This window comes from Phenylobacterium sp. GW823-FHT02A09, from assembly GCF_058797775.1.
This window is the reverse complement of sequence record NZ_JBXAJZ010000001.1, coordinates 1,150,938-1,168,637: the sequence shown is the minus strand read 5'-3', so window position 1 is coordinate 1,168,637 and position 17,700 is coordinate 1,150,938. Positions and strand designations below refer to the sequence as shown.

20 protein-coding genes are annotated in these 17,700 nt (G+C 68.3%); 17 read left to right on the top strand and 3 right to left on the bottom strand.

The window, feature by feature from the left end:
- The first annotated feature begins 83 nt into the window (after positions 1-83).
- Positions 84-1,055 (top strand): CsgG/HfaB family protein, encoded by a 972-nt coding sequence (locus AC1Q87_RS05815; protein ID WP_492608017.1) that lies wholly within the window; start codon positions 84-86, stop codon positions 1,053-1,055.
- 48 nt (positions 1,056-1,103) lie between these two features.
- Here AC1Q87_RS05815 and erpA read toward each other — a convergent pair whose 3' ends face one another.
- The gene (gene erpA / locus AC1Q87_RS05810) at positions 1,104-1,436 is read right to left on the bottom strand and encodes an iron-sulfur cluster insertion protein ErpA (protein WP_492608016.1); all 333 of its coding nucleotides are present in this window, start codon (positions 1,434-1,436) and stop codon (positions 1,104-1,106) included.
- Positions 1,437-1,514: 78 nt separating this feature from the next.
- Between erpA and AC1Q87_RS05805 the strand changes: the two genes are divergently transcribed.
- The 8 genes from AC1Q87_RS05805 to tatC all read left to right on the top strand — a co-directional run bounded on the left by AC1Q87_RS05805 (position 1,515) and on the right by tatC (position 7,897).
- Positions 1,515-2,687, top strand: a complete 1,173-nt coding sequence (locus AC1Q87_RS05805) for a deoxyguanosinetriphosphate triphosphohydrolase (protein ID WP_492608015.1) — start codon at positions 1,515-1,517, stop codon at positions 2,685-2,687.
- A 99-nt stretch (positions 2,688-2,786) separates the two neighbouring features.
- Positions 2,787-3,584: a cell division protein FtsN gene (gene ftsN / locus AC1Q87_RS05800; RefSeq protein ID WP_492608014.1), complete on the top strand. Its 798-nt coding sequence runs from the start codon at positions 2,787-2,789 to the stop codon at positions 3,582-3,584.
- Complete coding sequence (gene nagZ, locus AC1Q87_RS05795) at positions 3,581-4,603, top strand: beta-N-acetylhexosaminidase (RefSeq protein ID WP_492608013.1); 1,023 nt, start codon at positions 3,581-3,583, stop codon at positions 4,601-4,603. Before ftsN ends, nagZ begins: the two co-directional genes overlap by 4 nt.
- The gene (locus AC1Q87_RS05790; protein WP_492608012.1) at positions 4,600-5,403 is read left to right on the top strand and encodes a segregation and condensation protein A; all 804 of its coding nucleotides are present in this window, start codon (positions 4,600-4,602) and stop codon (positions 5,401-5,403) included. The genes nagZ and AC1Q87_RS05790 overlap by 4 nt, the downstream gene beginning before the upstream one ends.
- On the top strand, positions 5,400-6,047 hold the full coding sequence (scpB, locus tag AC1Q87_RS05785) for an SMC-Scp complex subunit ScpB (RefSeq protein WP_492608011.1): 648 nt from the start codon (positions 5,400-5,402) through the stop codon (positions 6,045-6,047). Before AC1Q87_RS05790 ends, scpB begins: the two co-directional genes overlap by 4 nt.
- 100 nt (positions 6,048-6,147) lie before the next feature.
- A complete protein-coding gene (locus tag AC1Q87_RS05780) occupies positions 6,148-6,354 on the top strand; it encodes a twin-arginine translocase TatA/TatE family subunit (protein ID WP_183769598.1) in 207 nt (68 codons plus the stop codon).
- 77 nt (positions 6,355-6,431) lie between these two features.
- On the top strand, positions 6,432-6,959 hold the full coding sequence (tatB, locus tag AC1Q87_RS05775; protein WP_492608010.1) for a Sec-independent protein translocase protein TatB: 528 nt from the start codon (positions 6,432-6,434) through the stop codon (positions 6,957-6,959).
- Positions 6,956-7,897, top strand: a complete 942-nt coding sequence (gene tatC / locus AC1Q87_RS05770; RefSeq protein ID WP_492608009.1) for a twin-arginine translocase subunit TatC — start codon at positions 6,956-6,958, stop codon at positions 7,895-7,897. The genes tatB and tatC overlap by 4 nt, the downstream gene beginning before the upstream one ends.
- Here the strand turns inward: tatC and AC1Q87_RS05765 are convergent.
- Positions 7,894-8,580, bottom strand: a complete 687-nt coding sequence (locus AC1Q87_RS05765) for a hypothetical protein (RefSeq protein WP_492608008.1) — start codon at positions 8,578-8,580, stop codon at positions 7,894-7,896. The two genes, tatC and AC1Q87_RS05765, sit on opposite strands and share 4 nt — an antisense overlap.
- Positions 8,581-8,727: 147 nt before the next feature.
- On the opposite strand from AC1Q87_RS05765, the gene serS reads away from it, so the two are divergent.
- The 4 genes from serS (at position 8,728) to AC1Q87_RS05745 (ending at position 13,381) form a co-directional block, all read left to right on the top strand.
- Positions 8,728-10,005, top strand: coding sequence for a serine--tRNA ligase (gene serS / locus AC1Q87_RS05760; RefSeq protein WP_492608007.1), 1,278 nt, complete (start codon positions 8,728-8,730; stop codon positions 10,003-10,005).
- Entirely contained in the window at positions 10,002-10,781 is a 780-nt protein-coding gene (gene surE / locus AC1Q87_RS05755; protein WP_492608006.1) for a 5'/3'-nucleotidase SurE, read from the top strand. Before serS ends, surE begins: the two co-directional genes overlap by 4 nt.
- Positions 10,782-10,788: 7 nt before the next feature.
- Complete coding sequence (locus AC1Q87_RS05750) at positions 10,789-11,457, top strand: protein-L-isoaspartate(D-aspartate) O-methyltransferase (RefSeq protein WP_492608005.1); 669 nt, start codon at positions 10,789-10,791, stop codon at positions 11,455-11,457.
- Positions 11,458-11,551: 94 nt separating this feature from the next.
- The gene (locus tag AC1Q87_RS05745; protein ID WP_492608004.1) at positions 11,552-13,381 is read left to right on the top strand and encodes a LysM peptidoglycan-binding domain-containing protein; all 1,830 of its coding nucleotides are present in this window, start codon (positions 11,552-11,554) and stop codon (positions 13,379-13,381) included.
- Positions 13,382-13,417: 36 nt separating this feature from the next.
- Here AC1Q87_RS05745 and AC1Q87_RS05740 read toward each other — a convergent pair whose 3' ends face one another.
- Entirely contained in the window at positions 13,418-14,257 is an 840-nt protein-coding gene (locus AC1Q87_RS05740; protein WP_492608272.1) for an ATP-binding protein, read from the bottom strand.
- 116 nt (positions 14,258-14,373) lie between these two features.
- Between AC1Q87_RS05740 and yajC the strand changes: the two genes are divergently transcribed.
- The 4 genes from yajC to AC1Q87_RS05720 are packed head-to-tail and all read left to right on the top strand — an operon-like array spanning position 14,374 to position 17,658.
- Positions 14,374-14,724, top strand: coding sequence for a preprotein translocase subunit YajC (gene yajC, locus AC1Q87_RS05735; protein WP_436061799.1), 351 nt, complete (start codon positions 14,374-14,376; stop codon positions 14,722-14,724).
- Positions 14,725-14,739: 15 nt separating this feature from the next.
- A complete protein-coding gene (gene secD, locus AC1Q87_RS05730) occupies positions 14,740-16,341 on the top strand; it encodes a protein translocase subunit SecD (RefSeq protein WP_492608003.1) in 1,602 nt (533 codons plus the stop codon).
- 11 nt (positions 16,342-16,352) lie between these two features.
- Positions 16,353-17,291 carry a protein translocase subunit SecF gene (secF, locus tag AC1Q87_RS05725; protein ID WP_492608002.1) on the top strand — a complete coding sequence of 313 codons (939 nt, stop codon included), beginning with the start codon at positions 16,353-16,355 and terminating at the stop codon, positions 17,289-17,291.
- A gap of 7 nt (positions 17,292-17,298) precedes the next feature.
- Positions 17,299-17,658 (top strand): Mth938-like domain-containing protein, encoded by a 360-nt coding sequence (locus AC1Q87_RS05720; RefSeq protein ID WP_492608001.1) that lies wholly within the window; start codon positions 17,299-17,301, stop codon positions 17,656-17,658.
- Positions 17,659-17,700: the final 42 nt, after the last annotated feature.

Below are 17,700 nucleotides of genomic sequence, written 5' to 3'. Positions count from 1 at the left end.
GCTCAACCCCTCCGAACGTACGTGACCTCGTCGCAATGATGGTCTAGCTACCTGCGACCAAATGTCATTGCACGGGGGTATTCATGTCGCGTTTCGCAAAGCTGGCCATGGTCGGCGCAGCGGTGCTGACTGCGGCGCCGGTTGGTGCGTTCGCTCAGGGCCGTCCGGCCAAGGCGTCTAACGCCCAGAAGATGCAGGAAGCCGCGTCGGCCGAGGTGCCGCGTTGCACCCGCAAGCTCGGCACGCTGTCGATCACCAACGGCGACGATCCGCGCGGTTGGAACCAGTACAATCTTGCCCCGCCGGCCAAGCTGCTCCGCTCCATCGTCCAGCGTTCGGGCTGCTTCAACCTCGTGGACCGCGGCGCCGGCCTCAACGCCGCGCAAGCCGAACGCGACATCGGCACGGGCCTGGGCATGCAGCGCGGCTCGAACGTCGGCCAGGGCCAGATCAAGGCCGCCGACTACGTGCTCGTGGCTGAACTGCAGGCGGCTGACGGCAATGCCGGCGGCTCGGCGCTGGCCGGCATCGCCGGCGGCCTGATCGGCGGCACCGCCGGCGCGCTGGTCGGTGGGATCAAGACCCGCAAGCTGGAAGCCAACACCGTGCTGTCGCTGACCAACGTTCGCACCACGGAAACCGTGGCGGTGACCGACGGTTACGCGGTGAAGAACGACATCGGCTGGAGCGCCGGCGGCGGCGGCTTCGGCTCGACCGGCTTCGGCGGCGCCGTCGGCGGCGGCTACGAAGACACCGAGACCGGGCGCATCGTCACCCTGTCCTTCATCCAGGCCTATTCGAAGATGGTCAATGAGTTGGGCCTGGTGGCCAACTCGGCCGGCTCGGCCCAGGCTTCGCCGACCAAGACTTTCACGGCCACCGCGCCGGTCAACATGCGCCGCTCGCCCGACGCCAAGGGCGCGCTGGTGCGCGCCCTGAACCCGGGCGCGATCGTCTATCCGACCGGCCAGAAGGAAGGCCTCTGGTGGGAGGTCGCCGACGAGAACGACAACGTCGGCTGGGTGCTGAACACCAAGCTCGAGCCCTCGCGCTAAGGACTCGAAAGGGGCGGGGGCCAGGGCTCCCGCCCTTTTTGATTCGGGCTAGATCGAGAAGCTGACGCCGCAGCCGCAGCTGGACTTGGCGTTGGGGTTGCGGACCTTGAACTCGGCGCCGGCGAGTTCGTCGACGAAGTCGATTTCCGAGCCCTTCAGCAGGACCAGCGACATCTCGTCGACCAGGGCCGCCGCGCCGTCGCGCTCGATCTTCAGGTCGTCGGGCTCTGCGGCGTCGACCAGGTCGAACTGGTACTGGAAGCCGGAGCAGCCGCCGCCCTCGACGGCGATGCGCAGCATGATCGGCTTGCCTTCTGCGGCGCCGATTTCGTGCAGCCGCTTGGCGGCGGCGGGCGAGAGTGTGAGTTCGGTCGTAGTCATACTGCGGAAAACCTCTGCCTGGACTATATGAGATCGCCAAGCCCTTCGTCCAAGAGGGCGTCGTCAAACTGAGACCCGATGATCCTTCCGCCCCGCGCGCCCTACGCCGAAGATCCCGCCAAGTCCTTGGGCCGCAAGGTTTCCGAGCCGGAGAGCCGGACCCGCACGCCGTTCGCGCGCGATCGCGACCGGATCATACATGCGACGGCGTTCCGGCGACTCAAGGAGAAGACCCAGGTCTTCGTCGCCCACGAAGGCGACCATTTCCGGACCCGCCTGACCCATTCGCTGGAAGTGGCGCAGATCGCCCGCTCGGTCGCCACGGCCCTGGGCTTCGAGGCCGACCTCGCCGAAACCATCGCGCTCGCTCACGATCTCGGCCATCCGCCGTTCGGCCACGCCGGCGAAGACGAGCTGCAGATCCAGATGGAGAAGTACGGCGGCTTCGACCACAACGTGCAGACCTTCCGGGTCGTCACCAAGCTCGAGCGCCGCTATCCGGGCTGGGACGGCCTGAACCTCACCTGGGAAACCCTGGAGGGGATCATCAAGCACAACGGGCCGGTCGCCGATAAGCTGGACCGACCGTCGTGGGCCTCGATCGCCGAGTTCAACAAGGACTACGACCTGCGCCTGTCGACCTGGGCGTCGGCCGAGGCCCAGGTCGCCGCCCTGGCCGACGACATCGCCTACAACAATCACGACGTCGACGACGGCGTCGCCGCCGGCCTGTTCACCCTCGACGACCTGCTGGACGTGCCGCTGATCGGACCGATCCTGGCCGGGGTCTACAAGGATTATCCGGGCGTCGATCCGGTGATCACGCGCCTGGAGGCCGTCCGGCGCATGATCGGGGCCATGGTCGACGACGTTTTGGCTGAGACCCATCGCCGCGCCCTGGAGGCCAAGGTCGCAACGCCCGAGGACGTGCGCAACATGGACCATGCGCTCGTCTCCTTTTCGCGAGACATGAGCGAGGACCTGTCGCGCCTGCGCGAGTTCCTGATGAACCGCATGTATCGCTACTGGAAGGTCAATCGAACGCGCAGTCAGGCCCGCCGCATTCTTGCCGAGATGTTCCAGTTGTTCATGGCCGAACCCGACGTCCTGCCGACCGAGTGGTTCGCTCGCTCGCAGAACCGCGACGAGGCCGGGCGGGCGCGAATAGTTTGCGATTACATCGCAGGGATGACCGACCGGTTCGCCATCGAAGAGCACCGCCGACTTTTCCACCTCGACGTCTGGAATTAGGCGTAGGGCTGGCTTCGAAGCCCGGTTCCCTTCGGTAAACTCACCGAAACGCCGCGCGCGATTCGCGCTGCGGCCACCGAGTCCTTTTCGGAGCCTTCCATGTCCGACCCCGATCGCGGCGCCTATACGCCCCCGACCGACGCGCCGCTGTCCTTCGACGCGCGCCAACCGGTGCGGGGCGGCGGTCCCGCGCCCGTCATGCTGATCCTGAGCGCGCTGGTTCTCATCGCGCTCGTCGTCGCCATCGTGATGTTCTACCGCTCGGGCGTGCGCGAGGCCGGCGAAGCGCCGCGCACCGTCGGCGCGCCCGTCGCCGAGATGAAGGCCGCGCCGCCGGCCGAGGCTCAGCCCGCCGATCCGGCCGCCGGCCTGCAGATCTATCACTCCGAGGATGGCTCGGAGGCGCCGGCCGCGCCGAACTTCACCGCGCCGCCGGAAACGCCGCAGGCCCGCCCGGCTCCGGTGACCGTGCAGCCGCCGCCGCGTCCGGCCCCGACGTCGCCGGTCTCGGCCGCCCCGATCGGCCCGACCACTTCGGGCGGCCTGCGTCCGGCCGTCGCTCCGCCGGCCGCGCCGGTCACCAAGGTGACGCCGCCGGCCGCTCCGGCTCCGAAGTCGATCGACGCGGCCCTGGCCCAGGCGCCGGCGCCCAAGCCTGCGGCTGCAGGCGGTCCGGCCGCGGTGCAGATCGGCGCCTTCTCGTCGCAGGCGCTGGCGGATTCGGAATGGAGCAAGGCCGTTGCGGGCGCGCCCGGTAAGGGCAAGAAGGTCGAGGCGGTCCAGAAGGGGACCTCGACGCTCTACCGCACCCAGGTCACCGGCTTCGCCAGCCGCGCCGACGCTTCGGCCTTCTGCGACAAGCTGAAGGCGGCCGGCAAGAACTGCTTCGTGAAGTGACCAGCGCCGCGATCCTCGGCTGCTCGGGGCTGACGCTCACGCGGGAGGAGGAGGCCTTCTTCCGCGACGTGCAGCCGTGGGGGTTCATCCTCTTCGCCCGCAACGTCGAGACGCCCGACCAGGTGCGCAAGCTGGTCGACCAGCTGCGCGCCACGGTCGGCCGGCCCGATGCGCCGGTGCTGATCGACCAGGAAGGCGGCCGGGTCCAGCGCCTGGGGCCGCCGCACTGGCGGCGCTACCCGCCGGGCCGCGCCTATGGCGAACTGCCATCCAACGATCCGCTGCTGCGGCGGGAGATCACCCGCCTGGGCGCGCGCCTGCTCGCCTCTGATCTGGCCGCGCTGGGGATCAATGTCGACTGCGTGCCGGTGCTCGACGTGCCGGTCGCCGGCGCCCACGACGTCATCGGCGACCGCGCCTACGCCAAGACCCCGGATGGGGTAGCGCTGCTTGGCCGCGCGGCCTGCGAAGGCCTGATCGCCGGCGGCGTGCTGCCGGTGATCAAGCACATTCCCGGTCACGGCCGGGCGATGGCCGACAGCCACCATGACTTGCCGGTGGTCGACACGTCCTACGATGAGCTCGATGCCTGGGATTTCGCGCCTTTCAAGATGCTCTCGGACATGCCGATGGCGATGACGGCGCACGTCGTCTACGCGGCCGTCGACGCCAAGCTGCCGGCGACGACCTCGAAGAAGGCCATGCGCCAGGTGATCCGCGGGACGATCGGCTTCGACGGCTTGGTGATGAGCGACGACCTGTCGATGAAGGCGCTCGGCGGCGAGTTCGCCGGCCGCGCCCGCGCCTCCCTGGCCGCCGGCTGCGACGTGGTCCTGCACTGCAACGGCGACATGGCCGAGATGAAGGCCGTGCTGGCCGGAACCAAGCCGCTGTCCGGCCAGGCCCTGCGCCGCGCCAAGGCCGCGCTCGGCCGGCTGGCCAAGGTTCCCGAGCCCTTCGACCTCGACGAAGCTCGCGCCCGGTTCGACGCCGCCTTCGACGGCAGGTGGGCCGCGTGAGCGGCTTCCAGCCCACGCTCGACTTCGAAGCCGCGAACACCGCGGCCGAGGACGGCGATGCGCTGGTTATCGACATCGACGGCTACGAAGGGCCGCTGCACGTCCTGCTGGCCCTGGCCCGCAATCAGAAGGTCGACCTGCTGCAGCTGTCGATCACCAAGCTGGCCGACCAGTACCTCAGCTTCGTTCAGCAGGCGCGGCGCGTGCGGTTCTCGCTGGCCGCCGACTATCTCGTGATGGCCGCCTGGCTGACCTATCTGAAGTCTCGGCTGCTGCTGCCCAAGCCGGAGAAGGCCAAGGCCGAAGAACTTCCGGCCGAGGAGATGGCCGCTCAACTGGCGTTCCGGCTGGCGAAGCTGGACGCCATGCGCAAGGCCGCCGACGCCCTGCGCGACGGGGCCCAGCTCGGCCGAGAAGTCTTCGTCCGCGGCGACCCGGAGGCGATCAAGGTCGTGCCCTCGACCCGCCTGGAAGGCGATCTCTACGGCTTGATGAGCGCCTATATCGACCAGCGCCGCAAGGAGCAGGGCCGCCACTACACGCCCCGCGTCCAGCAGGCCTATCCGCTGGAGGACGCCCGCGACCGCCTGCGCCACATGCTGCCCGACCTCGAGCGCTGGACCCCGCTGACCGGCGTTGCGCCGCTGCGGCCGACCGGCGAGGGGCCGAGCCAGGCCTCCTATGTGGCCTCGACCCTGTCGGCCAGCCTGGAACTGGTGAAGGAGGGCGCGCTCGAGACCCGCCAGCTCGAAGCCTTCGCAGACATCTATCTGCGCGCCCGCAAGGAGTTGCGGCCATGAGCGGCGACACCGAACGCCAGATCGAGGCGCTGCTGTTCGCCGCGGCCGGTCCGCTCAGCCTGGAGGATCTCGCCAAGCGGCTTCCGGCCAACGCCGACGTGCCGGCGGCGATCGCCGCCTTGCAGCAGACCTACGAGGGCAGGGGCGTCGAGCTGGCCTGCATCGCCGGCCGCTGGCGCTTCCAGACCGCCGAAGATCTCGCCTTCCTGATGACCGAGGAGCGCGAGGAGCCGCGACGCCTCTCGAAGGCCGCCCAGGAGACCCTGGCGATCATCGCCTATCACCAGCCTGTCACCCGCGCCGAGATCGAGTCGGTGCGTGGCGTTCAGGCCAGCAAGGGCACGCTCGACGTATTGCTGGAACTCGGACTGGTGCGGATGCGCGGCCGCCGTCGGACGCCGGGTCGTCCGGTGACCTACGGCACCACCGACGCCTTTCTCGAGCACTATGGCCTCGCGAACCTCGGCGATCTGCCCGGGGTGGCCGAGATGAAGGCGGCCGGGCTGCTCAGCCTCGACCTGCCGCCGGACTTCAACGTTCCCAACCCCGCGGGGCTCGGAATGCCCGAGGAAGACCCGCTCGGAGACGACGAGGCGCCCGAGTTCCACACCGATTTCTTGGGCGAGGACGATCCGGCGCAGTAGGACGCGTTGGCGTCTTGCAGCGTGACCGACTATATTCCGTTCTCAACAGGGGGCGGGCGCGCGGCCGCGAATGGCCGCCGACGTTAAGGAGTTTGGCCTGATGGGCTCATTTTCGATTTGGCACTGGCTGATCGTTCTGGTGGTCGTGGCGCTGCTGTTCGGCGGCCGCGGCAAGCTTTCGGGCATCATGGGCGACGCGGCCAAGGGCATCCGCGCGTTCCGTGACGGCCTGAAGGACGAGCCGACCTCCGCGGAGAGCAAGCCGCTGCCGAACACCGAGCGCGAGAAGGACGAAGCGCGCGGCTAACCGCGTCCGTCCCATCGACCATTTCGCCCGCGCCGGTTCCGACCGGCGCGGGCTCTTACGTCTAGGCTGCCTCACGAATGCTTCCCGAGATCGGCGGGCTTGAACTCCTGGTCATCGCGGCGGTCGCTCTGATCGTCGTGGGACCCAAGGACCTGCCTGTGATGCTGCGCAAGCTCGGCCAGTTCACGGCCAAGATCCGCGGCATGGCCAACGAATTCCGCGCCAGTTTCGACGAGATGGCGCGCCAGTCCGAGCTGGACGAGCTGCGCAAGGAAGTCGAGGCCATGCGCCGCGGCCAGCTGGCCGACTCGGCGGCGGCCGACGCTTCCAAGGCCCAGGTCGATCAGGTCTTCAAGGAGATCGGCGACAGCCTGCAGGGCGGCGGCGTCCAGTTCCCGCCCTCGGTCAGCCAGGCCTATGAGCCGTCGGCCGAGCCGGAGCCGGTCGCCGCGCCGATCGTCGAGGAGGCCAAGCCGAAGGCCCGCGCCGCAAAGCCCAAGACGCAAGCCGCCGCCAAGCCTGCGGCGGCCAAGGCGTCTGCGCCCAAGGCCCCCAAGGCCAAGCCGAAGACGGCCGCCAAGCCCAAGGCGGGAGCCAAGGCGTGAGCAATTCCTACGAACAAGACGAGTCAGAGATCGAGGCCTCGCGCGCGCCGCTTCTCGATCACCTGGTCGAGCTTCGCTCGCGCCTGATCGTCTGCGTGCTGGCCATGGCCATCGGGTTCGCCATCTGCTTCGGGTTCTCCAAGCAGATCTACATGTTCCTCCTGCATCCGTTCGCCATCGCCGCCCAACTGCTGGCGGCCGAGCAGGCGGCCCACGCCCAGCAGGCGGCGGGTTTCGACATCGCCAAGTTCCTCTCCGGGACCAAGGATCTGTTCCTGGCCCTGATCGGCGCGCGCGAAGTGCCCGACGTCGCCGGCGCCGAGAAGCTGAAGCTGGTCTTCACCGCGCCGCTGGAGTTCTTCTTCACCAAGCTGAAGCTGGCCGGTTTCGGTGCGGTCGTCCTGACCTTCCCGGTGCTGGCCTGGCAGGTCTACGGCTTCGTCGCGCCGGGGCTCTACAAGCGCGAGCGCAAGGCCTTCCTGCCGTTCTTGCTGGCCTCGCCGACCCTGTTCCTGATGGGCGCGGCGCTGGTCTACTACGTCATTCTGCCGTTCGTGCTGTGGTTCTCGCTGTCCCAGCAGATCGTCGGCGACGCCGGCGTCACGGTCGAGTTGCTGCCCAAGGTCTCGGACTATCTGAGCCTGGTGACCACGCTGCTGCTCGCCTTCGGCCTCTGCTTCCAGCTGCCGGTGGTGCTGACCTTGCTGGGCATGGCGGGACTGATCTCGTCCAAGGCGCTGTCGAGCGGCCGCCGCTACGCCATCGTCGGCGTCTTCGTGGTCGCCGCCGTCGTCACCCCGCCCGATCCGATCAGCCAGACCATGCTCGCGGTGCCGATCATCCTGCTCTACGAAATCTCGATCTGGTGCGTGCGGTTGATCGAGATCCGCCGCAAGCGCGAAGAGGACGAGGCCGGCACGGACGTGGTGGCGGTCTAGGGGACCGTCGGATTTGCGGCGATCCAGTGAGAGACATCGGTCTTGGCGCGGGTCAAAACCGCCGCGATGTCCGAAGCCTTGTCGCCGTTATTGTAGACGTTGTAGCTCAGCACGTGCCCCTTGATCGATGTGATCGCGACCGCCACGACCGAGGTGCTTGGCTTCTCGTCAACCTGTAGCTTCAGGACGCCGGCGAGATAGTACCCTGTCTCGTCGCGGTCGACGGGCTGAATGCTGCTCTGAATTTCGCCCTTCATTCCGAACACCTGGCTGAGGCTCTTGTTGGCGCTGGCGTCGATCTTGTCCTTGTCCAGCGCGGCGGCCAGTTCGGATGGGGGGATGGCGCCCATCATCTCAAGCAGCTCCGGACGTTCGATCCTGGCGCGCAGGCTGTTCCTGGGGGCCTTGATGAGGACGTAGTTGGCCGAGGTCTCGCCCCGGTCCATCGCCGCGCAGTCGTAGAGGGTCATGAAGGTGAGGTTCTGCTCGTCGCCCGCCGCCAGCATCTGCGCCAGGGCGACGTGCTCGCCGCGGACCTCGCACAGGCCGGCTGGAATTGGGGTGCGAATATCGTCGCCCATGACATTGAAGGTCACAACGCGTTCGCTCGGCGCTGCGCTCGCCGCGCTTGCGAGCATCGCCCCGGTCGCCGCCAACGCCGCCGCCTTGATCCGCCAGTTCATCGGTCGCTCCCTGCAAGCGGCGATCAATGTCAGGCGCAGTAGAGCTTAGCAACGGCGTGCGGGCGACGGGCTAGGGCGGCGCCCGCCCTTGGCGCCCCTACCAACGCGCACTAGAGAAGTCCGCTCACTCTCACCTGTGGCGGCCCCATGCACGATATCCGAGCCATTCGCGAAACCCCGGAGCTTTACGAGCAGGCGTGGGCTTCGAAGGGCCGATCGGGCGCCGCCGCCCAGGCCGTCGAACTGGACGCCAAGCTTCGCGCCGCCAAGCTGGCGCTGGAGACCGCCCAGAGCCGCCGCAACGAGGCCTCCAAGCTGATCGGCCAGGCCAAGGCCAAGAAGGACGAGGCCGAGGCCCAGCGCCTGATGGCCGAAGTCGAACAGGTCAAGGGCGTGCTGGCCGAGCAGGCCGAGGTCGAGCGCGCCGTGTCAGCTGAGCTGCACGACCTGCTGGCCGCGCTGCCGAACATCCCGCTGCCGGACGTGCCGGTCGGCGCTGACGAGCACGACAACGTCGAGGCGCGCCGCTGGGGCGAGCCCTTCGCGATCTCCAACCCGAAGGACCACGTCGACCTGGGCGAGAGCCTCGGCTTCGTCGATTTCGAGGCCGCAGCCCGCATGAGCGGCGCGCGCTTCGTGGTGCTGAAGGGGCAGATCGCGCGGCTGGAACGGGCCATCGGCCAGTTCATGCTCGACCTGCAGACCCAGGAGCACGGCTACACCGAGGTCTCGCCGCCGCTGCTGGTCAACGACGCGGCCGCCTATGGCACCGACAAGCTGCCGAAGTTCGCCGACGACCTCTTCAAGACCACTGACGGCCGCTGGCTGATCCCGACGGCGGAAGTGCCGCTGACCAGCATGGTCATGGACCAGATCGTCGCCGAGGAAGAGCTGCCGCTGCGCATGACCGCGCTGACGCCGTGCTTCCGCTCCGAGGCCGGCGCCTCGGGCCGCGACACCCGCGGTATGATCCGACAGCACCAGTTCTACAAGGTCGAGCTGGTCTCGATCACCGCCCCCGACAAGTCCGAGGAAGAGCACGAGCGGATGGTCGGCTGCGCCGAGGCGGTGCTGAAGGCGCTCGAACTGCCGTTCCGCACCATGCTGCTCTGCACGGGCGACATGGGCTTCGGCGCGCGCAAGACCTACGATCTCGAGGTCTGGATCCCGTCGGAAGGCCGCTATCGCGAGATCAGCTCCTGCTCGAACTGCGGGGACTTCCAGGCCCGGCGGATGAACGCCCGCACCAAGAAAGCCGGCGAGAAGGGCACCCGCTACGTCCACAGCCTCAACGGCTCGGGCCTGGCCGTCGGCCGCACGCTTGTGGCTGTCATGGAGAACTATCAGGACGAGAAGGGCCGCATCGCCATCCCGCAGGCGCTGCACCGCTATCTTCCCGGCCTGACGCATATCGGTGGCGAATGAGAATCCTCCTGACCAACGACGACGGCATCCACGCTGAAGGCCTCGTCGCGCTGGAGAACATCGCCCGCGCCCTGACCGACGACGTCTGGATCTGCGCGCCGGAATACGAACAGTCGGGCGCCAGCCGCGCCCTGACCCTGTCCGATCCCGTGCGTGTGCGGAAGCTGGACGACCGCCGCTTCGCCACCACTGGCACGCCGACCGACTGCGTGATGCTGGCCGTGACCGAACTGATGGGCGGCCTGAAGCCGGCCCTGGTGCTGTCGGGGGTCAACCGCGGCGCCAACCTGGCCGAGGACGTCACCCTGTCGGGCACCGTCGCCGGCGCCATCGAGGGGATGGCCATGGGCATTCCGTCGATCGCCCTGTCGCAGACCGGCTGGCCGCTCGTCGATGGCCAGGACATGTTCGCGCCGGCAGAGCGCTTCGGCCCCGGCATCGTCAAGCGGCTGGTCGAAATCGGCTGGCCCAAGGACGTGGTGATGAACGTCAACTTCCCCTCGCGGGACCCGGACGCGATCACCGAGGTCGAGGTCACGCGGCAGACCTTCCGGGATGTGGCGGTTCGTCACGCCGAGAAGCGCACCGACCTGCGCAACCGCGACTATTACTGGATGGGCTTCCGCCACGAAATGTCGCAGCCGGCCGACGGGACCGATCTGCGGGCCATTTACGACGGTAAGATTTCCGTCACCCCCTTGCATATCGACCTGACTCACGCCGAAACCGTCTTTCGCCTGAAGGGCGTGCTCGGGGGCGCGCCGCCGAAGGCCTGAGGCGGATATGGGCAAGCAAGACGACAACGGCGAAGAGGGGCGGGACGTCCAACTCGCACGACTGGTGCTGTCGCTGCGCGCCCAGGGCGTCGGCGACCCGGCCGTGCTGGCCGCGCTTGAGTCGACCCCGCGCGAGCTGTTCACCCCAGACCTCTTCAAGGAAAGGGCCTTCGAGGATTCGGCCCTGCCGATCGCCTGCGGCCAGACGATCAGCCAGCCGTTCATCGTCGGCCTGATGAGCCAGGCGCTGCAGGTCGAGCCGCGTTCGCGCGTGCTGGAGATCGGCACGGGCTCGGGCTACCAGACCACCATCCTCTCGAAGATCTCGCGGCTTGTGTACACGGTCGAGCGCTACCGCACCCTGCTGGGCGAGGCCGAGGCCCGCTTCAAGCAGCTCGGCCTGACCAACATCATCACCCGCTTCGGCGACGGCGGGATGGGCTGGCCCGAGCAGGCGCCTTTTGACCGCATTTTGGTCACAGCGGCGGCGCCGGATGAGCCCAAGGCCCTGCTTTCACAACTGAAACCCTCGGGCATCCTGGTGGCGCCCGTCGGCAAGGGCCCGGTGCAGAAGCTGATCCGCTATCTCGGCGACGGGGCGGGCGGCTTCCGGGCCGAACACATGACCGACGTCCGCTTCGTTCCTCTGCTCGACGGCGTCGCCAAGGAGCCGTGAGGAGCGACTAATTGGGTGGCCTGGGCGTCGGCCGTAACCCATCATTAACCCTGACGCCTCGACTGATTCCGATCCAATGTTCTCCGGAGCGGCGATGACGCTTTCTCTTTCGCGTACGGTTTTGTTCCTCCTGGCCGGCACGGCGCTGACCGCCTGCACCACGGTCGAGCCGGTACGCCCGAACTTCCCGACCAGGCCCAATCCCGCGCCTAGCCAACCGCCGCCGGCGACACCGCCGGCCGTGCGTCCGGCCGAGCCGCTGCCCGAGGCGCGGCCGACGCCGCCGGTCTCGACCACGCCGCTGCCCAGCATCCAGCCGGCGCGCCCGCTGCCGCCGCCGACGACCACGCCGGCCCTGCCGCCTGCGCCGCCGGCCATGCAGACGATCACCCGCACCACGGTCGCCGGCCGCGTGGTCGATACCGCCGGTCCGGCCAAGGACTACACGGTCAAGAAGGGCGACAACCTCGACGCCATCGCGCGCACGCTGGGCACCGACCGCAAGCAGCTCGCCGAGGACAACAATCTAAAGGCGCCGTACGCCCTGCGTCCCGGCCAGGTGCTGAAGGGCCCGCGCACGGCCAACAGCAAGGCCTATGTGGTGGAATCCGGCGACACGCTGTTCGCCATCGCCCGCCGCTTCAGCGTCGGCGCCGCGGCGATCGCCGAGGCCAACGAGCGCGAGGTCGACGCGCCGCTGTCGCCCGGCCAGCGCCTGATCCTGCCGGACGGATACAAGGACAAGGGGCCGACGGTCGTCCGCACCCAGGTCCCGGTCGCGTCCAGCGGCTACGAGCCGCCGCCGACCGCTACGCCGCCGTACACGCCGCCTGCGAGCACCCCGCCGTATACGCCGCCCCGCGTCACCCAGCCTGCGCCGCCGCCCGTCGTGGGCGAGCCCGCGACCACCGTGCGGATGCGCGTGACCGGCAAGGTTGTCGACACCGCCGGCAAGCCCAAGACCTACACCGTCAAGAAGGGCGACAACCTCGACGCCATCGCTCGCAGCCTCGACACCACCCGCAAGGACCTGGCCGACGACAACAAGCTGAAGGCGCCTTACGCGCTGCAGCCTGGTCAGGTGCTCAAGGGGCCGGAGACCAAGGCCAAGGCCTACGTGGCCGGGCAGGGCGACACCATGGCCCTGATCGCCCGTCGCTTCGGCGTCACCCAGAAGGCCCTGGCCGACGCCAACGGCCTGCGGGTCGGGGCGTCGATCAAGGCTGGCCGCCAGGTGATTCTGCCGGCTGGTTACCGCGACCGCGGACCGATCCGCGAGGAAGTCGCCGCGCCGCGTCCGACGCCGGCGCCGCCGCCAGCCTATACGCCGCCGCCCTACACGCCGCCGGCGACCACGACCCCGCCGCCGTACACGCCGCCGCCTGCGACGACGCCGGCGCCCGCCTATCCGACCCCGGCCCGACCCGCGCCGCCGCCGCCGCCGCCGCCGAAGCCTTCGACGCCGGCCCCGAGTTCACCGGCGCCCACCAGCGGCACGCCGACCGACGCCCAGATTTCCAGCTTCGGACGCGGTCGCTTCGTCTGGCCGGTGCGTGGCGATCTGGTTTCGGACTACGGCCCCAAGGGCACCGGCCAGCGCAACGACGGCATCAACATCCGCTCCTCGCAGGGCGAGACGGTCCGCGCTTCGGCGGCCGGCGACGTCGTCTACGCCGGCGACCAGGTGCCGGGCTTCGGCAATCTCGTGCTGATCAAGCATGCCGACGGCTGGGTGACCGCGTACGGTCACCTGGCGCGCGTCGACGTGAAGATGCAGCAGAAGGTCGTGCAGGGGCAGCAGGTGGGTCAGGTCGGCTCGACCGGCGGCGTCTCCGAGCCGCAGCTGCACTTCGAAGTGCGCTACGCCCCGACGCCGCAGGAGCGCGCCCGGCCGATCGATCCCAAGCTGGTGCTGCCGAAGTGATGAATTTCCCTCCCCGGCGGGGGAGGGAAGCTTCGCCTACAGCGGCAGGTGCTTGCCCTGTTCGCCCGCCAGGTCGCGGATGAACTGGTAGGCGACGCGCCCGGAGCGCGAGCCGCGCAGCTGCGCCCATTGCAAGGCGCGGCGGTCGAGATCCGGATCGGTCAGCTCATAGCGTTTCGCATAGGCGTTCACCGCGGCCAGGTAGGTGGCCTGATCCATCGGCGGGAAGCCGATCCACAGCCCGAAGCGGTCCGACACGCTGACTTCTTCTTCGGCGTCCTCGGCCGAGGCGACCAGGCCGCGGTCCTCGGTGTTGGTGCGCGGCATCAGATGGCGACGGTTCGAGGTCGCCACGAACAGCACGTTGCTCGGCGGGCCGGAAACGCCGCCTTCCAGCGCCGACTTCAGGGCCTTGGCGGCCGCCGCGCCTTCCTCGAACGAAAGGTCGTCGCACAGCACCACGAAGCGCTCCGAACGTCCGCGCAGCTCGTCGAACAGCGACGGCAGCTCGGTCACCTGATCGCGGTCGACCTCGACCAGTTTCAGGTCCGGCGCGGTCTGCGACACCTGCATGAACGCGGCCTTGGAGATCGAGCTCTTGCCCGTGCCGCGCACGCCCCAGAGGAGGACGTGGTTGCTGGGCAGTCCCTTGGCGAAACGCTGCAGGTTCTCGAGGAACCGGTCCTTCTGGCGCTCGATGCCCAGCAGGGATTCGAGCGGCAGCGGATAGTCGGGGGCGGGGTGAAAGGCCCCGGTCACGGGATCGTGGCGGAACAATCGCGCCCCGTCGAACGAGGGGGCTACCTTGGCCGGCGGCGCCAGTCGTTCAAGGGCTTCGGCGATGCGGACGAGAACTGGTTTCAACGCGTCTTCCATGGCGAAGGTGCTTAGCCGCACGGCGCTTCCATTGCAAAACGAAGACGCAGCGCATAGCTTCCGCCGACCTGAAAAACCGGGCCGAGACGCGCCCGACTATTGAGCTTCGGAGCGCCATGTTCGCCACTCCCGCCTTCGCCCAGACCGCCGCCGGCGCCGCCACCGGCGGTACGGAGGCTATGCTGATCCAGTTCCTGCCGCTCGTGGGCCTGGTCGTTCTCTTCTACTTCCTGATGATCCGCCCGCAGCAGCGCCGGATGAAGCAGCACCAGCAGATGATCACCAACCTGAAGCGCAACGACACCGTCGTGCTGAACTCGGGCGTGATCGGCAAGGTCGTGCGCGTCGAGGACAAGGAGATCGGCCTCGAAATCGCCCAAGGCGTCACCATCAAGGTGGTGAAGGGCATGATCGCCGAGGTCCGCGTCCGCGGCGAGCCGGCTCCCGCCAACGACTCCAAGGCCTAAGGGCTCGAAGTACACATGATCAATCTTTCGCGCTGGAAGGTGATCGCCGTCGTGTTCGCGGCGATCTTCGGCGTGGTGTTCACTCTGCCGAATGTGCTGCCCGCCAACGTGCGTGACAGCCTGCCGGGCTTCATGCCCAAGCAGACGCTCAATCTCGGCCTGGACCTGCAGGGGGGCTCGCACCTCCTGCTGGAAGTGGACACTGCGGCGCTCAAGCAGGAGCGGCTCTCGAACCTGCTGGAAGACGTGCGCACCCAACTGCGCGAAGCCAACATCCCGTTTGCCGAACTGCGCCTGGTCAACGACCAGGTCAGCGTTCTGGTCAACGACCCGGCCCAGGCCAATACCGCGGTCAACAAGCTGCGCAGCACCGTCGCGGCGGCTTCGGCCGCGACGCCGGGCGGAAGCGGCATCACGGTGTCCTCGGCCGGCGGCGGGCGCATCGTGCTGTCGCTGTCGCAGGACGCGATGAACGCCGAGGCCGGCCGCGCCGTCGATCAGTCGATCGAGATCCTGCGCCGCCGGATCGACGAACTGGGCACCAAGGAACCGACCATCGTCCGTCAGGGCGTCAACCGCATCGTGGTTCAAGCCCCGGGCGAGAGCGATCCGCAGCGCCTGCGCGACGTGATCGGCCAGACCGCCAAGCTGACCTTCCAGATGGTCGACGAGACGGTCACCCCGGAAGACCTGGCCGCCGGCCGCGTGCCGCCCGGCTCGCAGGTCTATCCGGCCGACGACGGTTTCTCGCAGTCGTATGTCCTGAAGAAGCGCGCGCTGGTCACCGGCGAAATGCTGACCGACGCCCAACAGCAGTTCGACCAGCAATCGGGCCAGCCGGTCGTGTCGTTCCGCTTCAACGGCCAGGGCGCGCGCCGCTTCGCCGACGCGACGTCGCAGAACCTCGGCAAGCGCTTCGCCATCGTCCTCGACGGCAAGGTGATCTCGGCTCCGGTCATTCAGAGCGCGATCACCGGCGGCAACGGCCAGATCAGCGGCAGCTTCACGCCGCAAAGCGCCAACGACCTGGCGATCCTGCTGCGCGCCGGCGCCCTGCCGGCTCCGCTGAAGGTCGAGCAGCAATCGACCGTCGGCGCCGAGCTCGGGGCCGACGCCGTGAAGGCGGGGATCATCTCGCTGGCCATCGGCGGCGTCGCGATCATCGTCTTCATCATCCTGGCCTACGGGCTGTTCGGGGTGTTCTCGGCCATCGCGCTGATCGTCAACGTGCTGCTGATCTTGGGGATCATGTCGCTCACACAGGCGACGCTGACATTCCCCGGCATCGCCGGTCTGATTTTGACATTGGCCGTGGCCGTCGACGCCAACGTGCTGATCTACGAGCGGATACGGGACGAGGCCCATGCTGGCAGGACGCCCATAGCATCGCTTGAGCACGGCTACTCGCTGGCCCTAGTCTCGATCATGGACGCCAACATCACCAGCGCCATCTCCGCGCTGATCATGTTCCAGTTCGGCTCCGGTCCGATCCGCGGCTTCGCCTGGACGCTGCTCATCGGGGTCATCACCTCGGTGTTCACCGCCGTCGTCATCACTCAAGTGCTTATCGGTCTGTGGTTCCGCGCCACCCGGCCGAAGGCGCTGCCGATCGTCTAGGATTTGAGAACATGTGGCCTCTGATCCGACTGCTGCCGCGCGAGTTCCACTTCAACTTCGTGCGTCTGGCGCCCTACGCCGCGATCTTCTCGGCGATCCTCATCGCGCTTTCGGGCGTGTCGTTCTTCACCAAGGGCCTGAACCTGGGCATCGACTTCATCGGCGGTTCGATGATCGAAGTGCAGACCGTGGGCCCGGCTGACATCGGCCTGCTGCGTCAGACCATGATGCGGGTCGGCGGCGAGGACGCCCAGGTCCAGCAGATGGGCGCGCCCAACAGCGCCATGCTGCGCTTCCGCACCGCCGAGGGCGTCAATCCCGTCGACGGCGCCCAGCGCATCAAGAACGAGCTGACCAAGACCTTCCCGGGCATCACCTTCAAGAAGGTCGAGGTCGTCGGGCCCAAGGTCTCTGGCGAGCTGATGACCAGCGGCTTCCTGGCCCTGGGCGTCGCGGTGTTCCTGATGCTGCTATACATCTGGTTCCGCTTCCAGCTGCAGTTCGGCCTCGGCGCCGTGGTTGGCGTGTTCCACGACGTGCTGCTGACCTTGGGGATGCTGTCGCTGACGCATCTCGAGTTCTCGGTGACGTCGATCGCGGCGCTGCTCACCGTCATCGGCTACTCGATGAACGAAAAGGTCATCACCTTCGACCGGCTTCGCGAGAACCTGCGCAAGTACAAGACCGCGCCGCTCGCCGACATCATCAACAAGTCGGAGAACGAGCGTCTGTCCCGCACCCTGATCACCGGCACCACGGCGATCCTGGCGCTGTCGGGCGCGGTGTTCTTCGGCGGTCCGGTGCTGTTCCCGCTGGTCATCACCATGGTGTTCGGCGTCGTCGTCGGGACCTATTCGTCGATCTACGTGGCCCTGCCGATCATCCTGCTCTGGGGTGTGAAGCGCGGCGACGAGCCCGCCGAGCCCCTCAAGCCCGCGGCCGCCCGCTAGGCGCGCCATGGCCAGGGACGCCCCCCAGATCGACGCCTACGGAGACGGCGGCTTCCGCCTCTCCACCGGCCGCCACGAGGGCTCCCTGCTGATCGTGCGCGACGAGGCCAGCTCCTGGCCCGTCCGCACGATGGGCGAACTGTCGCCCGACCATCTCGCCGAGATCATCGCCGCTGGCCGCGGCGAGGTGGAGTTCGTGCTGCTGGGGACCGGGCTGCGCAACGCCCTGCCGCCGCGGGCGGTGCGCGAGGCCCTGCAACGGGCCGGCATCGGCCTGGAATTCATGGATACGCCGGCCGCCTGCCGGCTCTACAACATTCTCACGGCTGAAGGCCGCAAGCTCGCGGCCGCTCTGATCGCCGTCTAAGCTTGGCTTTTCGACAGCTGCGAAGCGCCCTATACCCGATCC

What these genes read in the sequence shown, in the direction of transcription:
- AC1Q87_RS05815 (WP_492608017.1), top strand. Translation starts at nt 84, where the DNA reads ATGTCGCGTTTCGCAAAGCTGGCCATGGTCGGCGCAGCGGTGCTGACT.
- erpA (WP_492608016.1), bottom strand. Translation starts at nt 1,436, where the DNA reads ATGACTACGACCGAACTCACACTCTCGCCCGCCGCCGCCAAGCGGCTG.
- AC1Q87_RS05805 (WP_492608015.1), top strand. Translation starts at nt 1,515, where the DNA reads ATGATCCTTCCGCCCCGCGCGCCCTACGCCGAAGATCCCGCCAAGTCC.
- ftsN (WP_492608014.1), top strand. Translation starts at nt 2,787, where the DNA reads ATGTCCGACCCCGATCGCGGCGCCTATACGCCCCCGACCGACGCGCCG.
- scpB (WP_492608011.1), top strand. Translation starts at nt 5,400, where the DNA reads ATGAGCGGCGACACCGAACGCCAGATCGAGGCGCTGCTGTTCGCCGCG.
- AC1Q87_RS05780 (WP_183769598.1), top strand. Translation starts at nt 6,148, where the DNA reads ATGGGCTCATTTTCGATTTGGCACTGGCTGATCGTTCTGGTGGTCGTG.
- tatB (WP_492608010.1), top strand. Translation starts at nt 6,432, where the DNA reads ATGCTTCCCGAGATCGGCGGGCTTGAACTCCTGGTCATCGCGGCGGTC.
- AC1Q87_RS05765 (WP_492608008.1), bottom strand. Translation starts at nt 8,580, where the DNA reads ATGAACTGGCGGATCAAGGCGGCGGCGTTGGCGGCGACCGGGGCGATG.
- serS (WP_492608007.1), top strand. Translation starts at nt 8,728, where the DNA reads ATGCACGATATCCGAGCCATTCGCGAAACCCCGGAGCTTTACGAGCAG.
- surE (WP_492608006.1), top strand. Translation starts at nt 10,002, where the DNA reads ATGAGAATCCTCCTGACCAACGACGACGGCATCCACGCTGAAGGCCTC.
- AC1Q87_RS05750 (WP_492608005.1), top strand. Translation starts at nt 10,789, where the DNA reads ATGGGCAAGCAAGACGACAACGGCGAAGAGGGGCGGGACGTCCAACTC.
- AC1Q87_RS05745 (WP_492608004.1), top strand. Translation starts at nt 11,552, where the DNA reads ATGACGCTTTCTCTTTCGCGTACGGTTTTGTTCCTCCTGGCCGGCACG.
- AC1Q87_RS05740 (WP_492608272.1), bottom strand. Translation starts at nt 14,257, where the DNA reads ATGGAAGACGCGTTGAAACCAGTTCTCGTCCGCATCGCCGAAGCCCTT.
- yajC (WP_436061799.1), top strand. Translation starts at nt 14,374, where the DNA reads ATGTTCGCCACTCCCGCCTTCGCCCAGACCGCCGCCGGCGCCGCCACC.
- secD (WP_492608003.1), top strand. Translation starts at nt 14,740, where the DNA reads ATGATCAATCTTTCGCGCTGGAAGGTGATCGCCGTCGTGTTCGCGGCG.
- secF (WP_492608002.1), top strand. Translation starts at nt 16,353, where the DNA reads ATGTGGCCTCTGATCCGACTGCTGCCGCGCGAGTTCCACTTCAACTTC.
- AC1Q87_RS05720 (WP_492608001.1), top strand. Translation starts at nt 17,299, where the DNA reads ATGGCCAGGGACGCCCCCCAGATCGACGCCTACGGAGACGGCGGCTTC.